We start from the raw sequence: 5,940 nt of genomic DNA on the forward strand, positions 1-5,940 counted from the left end.
TGGCCGGAGGCGAAGACGCCGAAGCTGGACGAAACCGGCACCATTGCCCCCCCGGTTGCGGGCGAGAGGTTGAGGTCAGCATCGATCGCATCACGGTTTATGCCGTAGAGGGCGTCGATTGCCACCGTGACCGCGCCGGCGTTGGTGGCGCTGGTGGGCGCCGCGGCAATACCAAAATTGGCCGGAGTAGCACGCAGGAACAAGCCGCCATTCGGGCCAGTTACGACCTCATAGGTGAAAAGCGAACCCGGCGTGCCGGGAATGCCCACGACGCTGAAGGTTCCGGCAATCGGTCCGCCGGTCGAGACGATGAGCGGGATATCGGTCGCTTGGGCGAATTGCGGCGTGCCCAGCAGATTGACGATGATGGTGTTGGCGCCTGTGGCGGAAAACGCGCTGGCAACCAGTTGATCCGACTGCAACGTCTGCTGGTTGATGTCGAGGCTGATCCTGGCGCCGTTGAGCGTGAGGCCGCCGAGCGTCAACACGTCGTTGGCTGCACCGTCCGTCATGTTGATCAGCGAATTCGTCGCGATGATCGAACCTGGCATGTTGACGTTGCCGTTGATGAACAGCGTCGAGCCGTTGCCAAGATTGAGCTGGTTGATGCCTTGCGTGCCGCCGCTGAAGCGGAGCGTTGAGGCGTTGGCCGAGAAATTGTCGAAGCCGGTGAAGTTCTGGCTCTTGCCGCCGGCAGCGAGGTCGGTGCCGGTGACGGTGCCGTTGGCGCCCGTGCCGCTGAACAGGACCCCGTCGGCTAGGTTGAGCGGATCGACCGTGCCCACATTATCGATGATCAGCGTGTTGGCGCCGATTCCGGTGATGCTGCCGCCAATCGTGCCGCCGGAGAGATGGACGTGGTCTGCGTCGATGCCACCCTCGATGGTGCCGCCCGAAACTGAAACCTGGTCGAATCCGGCACCGCCGCTGACACTGCCGTGGATGGTTCCGCCGGAGACGGCTACGGTATCATCACCGTCGTCGCCAGTTACGTTCCCAGTGATGGCGCCGCCGCTGACGGTTATCGTATCGTTGCCGGTGCCGCCGTTGACCGAACTGGCGATGGTGCCGCCCGAGATGCTGATGTGGTCATCGCCGTCATTGCCGGAAACCGACCCAGCGATCGTTCCGCCGCTGATGGTGATTGTATCGTTGCCGAGATCACCGATGATTTCACCGGTTACTACGCCACCGGATACAAAAATCCGGTCGTTGCCATCATTGCCTTCGATGAAACTGTTTATCGTGCCGCCGCGCAGATCGATCGTATCATTGCCCGCGCCGCCGCTCACGGCGCCGCCGAGCGTGCCGCCGGTCATCAGGAAGCTGTCGTTGCCATCTTCCAGGCCGACAGAATCGACGCCGTGCCCACCCTCACCAAGATCGATCCCGATACTGGCGTTGCCCGAGATCGTGACGTTGTCGTTCTGGCTGCCGGCGAAAATCGAACCGTCAATCCTACCGCCGCTCACGTCATAGGTGTTGCCGCCGCCGTCGCCGAAAACCGAACCGGTTACACGGCCCGCGGTCATGTTGAAAATATCGGCGCCGTCGCCGAGGTCGACGATGCCCGGAGCCGCGGTCGTCCCGATGGTGCCGCCGTTGATGTTGACGGTGTCGTTGCCTTCGTTGCCGAATATGCTGCCGCCGATGGTGGCTCTGCCGCCGACCGTTATCGTGTCGTTTCCGATATCTCCATCAACGTAGAGATCGACCGCGGCATTGCCGTTGATCGTGATCTGGTCGTCGCCTGCGTTTCCGGTCACGTAGCTGTGGATCGCGCCACCGCTGATTGCCAGCGTGTCGTTGCCACCGTCGCCGCTCAGACTACCTTCGAGGATGCCACCAGGCATGGTGAAATGGTCGTCGCCGTCGCCAAGCCCGATAGAACCTCCTCCTTCCGAGTCGCCGTAAACTATGGCGCCGTTCTTGATGGTGACGATATCGGCGCCGCCATTGGTGAAAACAGATCCGGTGACAACGCCGCCGGCGCCATCGACGACGCTTGTATCGCTGCCAATGGTGATGGTGTCGATGCCGTCTCCGCCGAAGACTGAACCGTTGATTTGACCGCCGGTCATCTCCAGCGAATTATTGCCTTCGCCAAGGTCGATGTCCTGAATGCTGCCGGCCTGGATGACGACCTTGTCATCGCCCGCCCCGGTATTGAGATTGGCCATGACGTTGGGGCCGAATGGCTCGCCGTCGAAATCCCCATATGACATCTCAAACTGGTCGTTGCCGCCAAGGAGTTGGACGGTCCCCGCTCCCGGCTCCAAGGTGGTCGTAACCTCCGACGTTATCGGCGGCAGGCCACTTACGTTGGGCGTAGCCGTAATGTTGTCCAGGATGCCGCCAACGATGCTTACAATGTCGTCGCCATTGCCGTCATAATTGTTGACGATGACAGTCGACGAGCTGTTGTCTTGCCCTTGGTAACCCTTGAACCCTGTCGCGAATGCGCCGTTGATGTCCTGGACATTTCCGGTTGTTGTGCACTTGACCGTGACCGACGTCGTTTCGAACGTCGTCACGGCCGAGATGCCTGAGCCGACCGTTGTCGCGGTGCCGCTCGCGGCAGCGGAGCAGGCTGCCGCGCCAGATATTTGGAAAGTGGATGCTGCCGCCAACGCGAGCAGCGAAACACCTGCCAACTGATAGGCCTCGCGCGGCACTCTCATTCGACTCCACCTTACGAGAAATCGATACCGTCACAAATTAAGGCAATTAAGATAGGTCCCCGACCCATCTGATGGGGCTCGTCGACTTGCTTGACCTTGAGTGTACGTGGCGGGCTGCTCTGCGGCAATGGTTAGACGTTCGCCCTCGGCCACTATAAGGCCATCTGTGGCGAGAAGGTCACTATAGAAAAGCTCGAAGCGAGCTGTTTACACCCATGTTCACAGTTCAAAGGGCACATCTTAGAGATCAGAATAGGCCGCGGAAACGGTCAGGTCTCCCGCATGAGCAACCTTGCGATTGTAGCTTGCCCATATTTCGCCGCCACATTGCTGCGCCCAGCGGTGACAGAAAGAAAAATCGGTGGGCAAATCCACGTCCGGCGTCACGATCTTTGAAAACGGCGTCAGAAAGCTCTCGAACTGTGCGGTGTATTTGTTGTTTCTGTAGCGCGACCGGTTCACCGTTTCGGGCAGTTTCTCAATTATCGTCGTCACACAGTCGCGGGAAACCAAGAAGATGCCCGTGCCACATAGCGATACCCTGACAAAGCCGCCCATCTCTTCGCGCGGTTCGATGATGGTTCCGAGGAACTCCAGACTCCGCGCGAAGGCCTTGTCGAAGGGCAGTTTCGACAGCGAGTGGAGCTTGCGAAGATCGACCAGGCGCCGGGGATACAAAGTGCCGACCACCGGCTTGTCCAGCGCCAGCATCGCCGCGATGAGATCGGGCGAAAAGCCCATGTCGCTGTCGATCATCAGGATGTGGCTGCAATCCGGCTTGTTGTAGTAGAAATTGGTCAGCAGGTAGTTCCGGGAAAACGGAATATCCGTGTACTCGATTTCCGACAGCGAGAAGGCGTAGCTGGACAGGCTCTTGTGGGTCAGGGCCGCGAAGAGGCTGCGAACGAACACACTTTTGTAGGCTGCTCCATAAACCGGCAGCGCAAGGTTGATCTTGATCGGCATCGCGTCCTCCTCAGTCCATCTGAGAGCATACAAACCCGTTTTCCCTATCTTTGACATGATTCTTGGTATAAATTTTTGCAGGCCTTTGGCGGCACGGGGTCCATACGCTCAGGCATGACTGTATTTGCGTGGGGTGCGCTTCGAAGGTTGCAAGACCAGGATTGACGCAGACCGGAACGGGCATACTGATATGACCCATTGCCACAAACTCCTGCTTCGCATCCCGCTGCTTCTGCTTCTCGTGCTTTTTGGCTCAGCTGGCGCTCGCGCCGCGGTCGAGCAGAACCCGTCGCCGCAGCCCCGCAACCGGCTGGCGATCGTCATCGGCAATTCAAACTATCAAAGCACCCGGCTCGAGCATCTCCCCAATGCGGCAAACGATGCCACACGACTTTCGGAGAGCCTGAAGCGGCTGAATTTCGAAGTCCTGACGGGAACCGATCTTTCGACCGAGGGTTTCACCAAACTGCTTCGAGACGCCGATGCAAAGTTGCCGACCGCCAGTGCAGTCTTGATTTTCTATGCCGGCCATGGCGTGCAGTTGAATGGTGAAAACTACCTGCTCCCGGTCGATACGCCCGACCCCGAAAGCCTGGAAAAACTGGTGGCCAGCGCCATCAAGCTGAATGACGTCATCGCCAGGTTCGCGCGCCGGGACCGCCAGACATTCATATTCCTGGACGCGTGCCGCAACAATCCGCTCGGTCCCGGCGCCGGTGCCGGCAATGGTCTGGCGCAAGTTGACGTCGGTGAAAACACGTTCGTTGCCTTTGCCACGCAGCCCGGCAATGTCACGGCCGATGGCGGCGGCGAAAACAGCCCGTTTACCGTTGCGTTGCTGAAGAACCTCGAGATCCCCGGACTGAGCGTCTCCGACATGATGATCCGCGTCCGAAACGAAACCGAAGCATTGACGGTTGGCCGTCAAGTGCCGTGGGATCAATCGAACCTGCGCGAGCAGTTCTATTTCACGGAGCAGCAGGCACTCGATCCGGCACAGTTGAGCGCAAGCCTTTCGCGAATTCTGGCCGACCCCATCGCCAAGAAGAGATTGCAGGTCGAGCTTGCCTCCAGCGACCTGCAAACTGCCGTGCTCGTCGTCGGGCAGACGTTGCGGTCGGTCGAGATTCCGGCACCGTCAACCGGTGCACCCGAGCCGGTCGGCACTCAGGTCGCCAATCTGTCGCCAGCTGAAAGTGTTGAAGATGCTCGCCAAAACGTCGTCTCCGGCCTCGAAACCCTCATTGTCGGCGCATCGGCGGGCGAAGCGGAAAAGGACAAGGCTGGCGATCTTGCGCGCAGCATCCAGACGGAACTTCGTCGCCTGGGTTGCTACCGGATGCAGGTTGACGGCGATTGGGGCACCGGCTCCATCCGCGCCCTTACCGACTACTACAGAAACACCAAACAGGTCGCATCGACGACCGAGCCGACCGTCGGCTTGCTCGGCGATCTCTTCCTGCGCTCCGGCAGAATCTGCAAGCAGCCGGTCATCGTAAAGGCCAAGCCGGCTAAAGTTGCGTCGGAAGCCGACCCCTCGCAAACCAGCTCCGGCCGCAAGGCCGCGAAACGGTCACAGGCCGCCCCGCAACGCCCCGCAGCGCCCCCGCCGGACATTGGTGCGGGCATAGGCATTGGTGGCGTGTTCTAGGGATATTGGCGGTCAGGCGCGCTTGGTTACTGCCCTTGATTTCCTGACCGACCCACCATCCACCGTCAGGTTGCGCCTAGACAATCCAATCGTGCAACGAGTAGGCATGGATGTAGTCGATCTGCATCTCCGCAGGTGTCGCAAGCCCGTCGGCGGGCGTTCCCGCGATGCCGCCAACCGCGAGATCGACCAGCATATACATCGGCTCGTGCATGTCGGCAGGCGTTGCGGCATGCGCCACTTCGACGTTGTCGAAATACCAGACGAGTTCGTTTTCCGTCCACAGCACCCCGTATTTGTGGAACCCTCCGGTATCGGCGACATAGGGCGTGGAGGATACTGTTGTGTGCGTTCCCGTCTCGTTCGTGTGGCTTGTCAAAAGGAGCTTGTTTGGATCCTGACCGGTCATCTCTATGGCGTCCAACTCCGGTGGCCAGGAGCCGTCCGCCGGCAGAAGCCAGAAGGCCGGCCATGCGCCCTGTTTTTCGGGCATGTCGGCCCGAATTTCGAAATAACCGTAGGTCTGCGCGAAGGAGTCGTGCGTCGTCAGCAAACCTGACGTGTATTGGTAGTTGTTTATGTAGGGTTTGATAGCGTCTGGGGCCTTGGCGGCGGTAATCGTGAGAACACCGTTCTGGATAT

General features: G+C 59.7%; 4 protein-coding genes. 1 reads left to right on the forward strand and 3 read right to left on the reverse strand.

The genetic code is table 11. The features are described from left to right. Both AC1D0I_RS31945 and AC1D0I_RS31950 read right to left on the reverse strand, forming a co-directional pair. A partial coding sequence (locus AC1D0I_RS31945; RefSeq protein WP_477400103.1) for a beta strand repeat-containing protein occupies nt 1-2,681 on the reverse strand: 2,681 nt, incomplete at its 3' end. A gap of 240 nt (nt 2,682-2,921) precedes the next feature. Continuing rightward, a complete protein-coding gene (locus AC1D0I_RS31950; RefSeq protein WP_477400104.1) occupies nt 2,922-3,647 on the reverse strand; it encodes a hypothetical protein in 726 nt (241 codons plus the stop codon). A gap of 190 nt (nt 3,648-3,837) precedes the next feature. Between AC1D0I_RS31950 and AC1D0I_RS31955 the strand changes: the two genes are divergently transcribed. Then, entirely contained in the window at nt 3,838-5,298 is a 1,461-nt protein-coding gene (locus AC1D0I_RS31955) for a caspase family protein (RefSeq protein ID WP_477400105.1), read from the forward strand. Between the two features lie 76 nt (nt 5,299-5,374). On the opposite strand, the gene AC1D0I_RS31960 is transcribed toward AC1D0I_RS31955, so the two are convergent. After that, the coding region (locus AC1D0I_RS31960) for a glycoside hydrolase family 16 protein (protein WP_477400106.1) at nt 5,375-5,940 on the reverse strand (566 nt) is incomplete at its 5' end.

The organism is Mesorhizobium sp. P2_D1 (assembly GCF_056404455.1).

Bases quoted from the DNA above. Each gene is read 5' to 3' on its own strand.
- AC1D0I_RS31955 (WP_477400105.1), top strand. From the start codon at position 3,838: ATGACCCATTGCCACAAACTCCTGCTTCGCATCCCGCTGCTTCTGCTT.
- AC1D0I_RS31950 (WP_477400104.1), bottom strand. From the start codon at position 3,647: ATGCCGATCAAGATCAACCTTGCGCTGCCGGTTTATGGAGCAGCCTAC.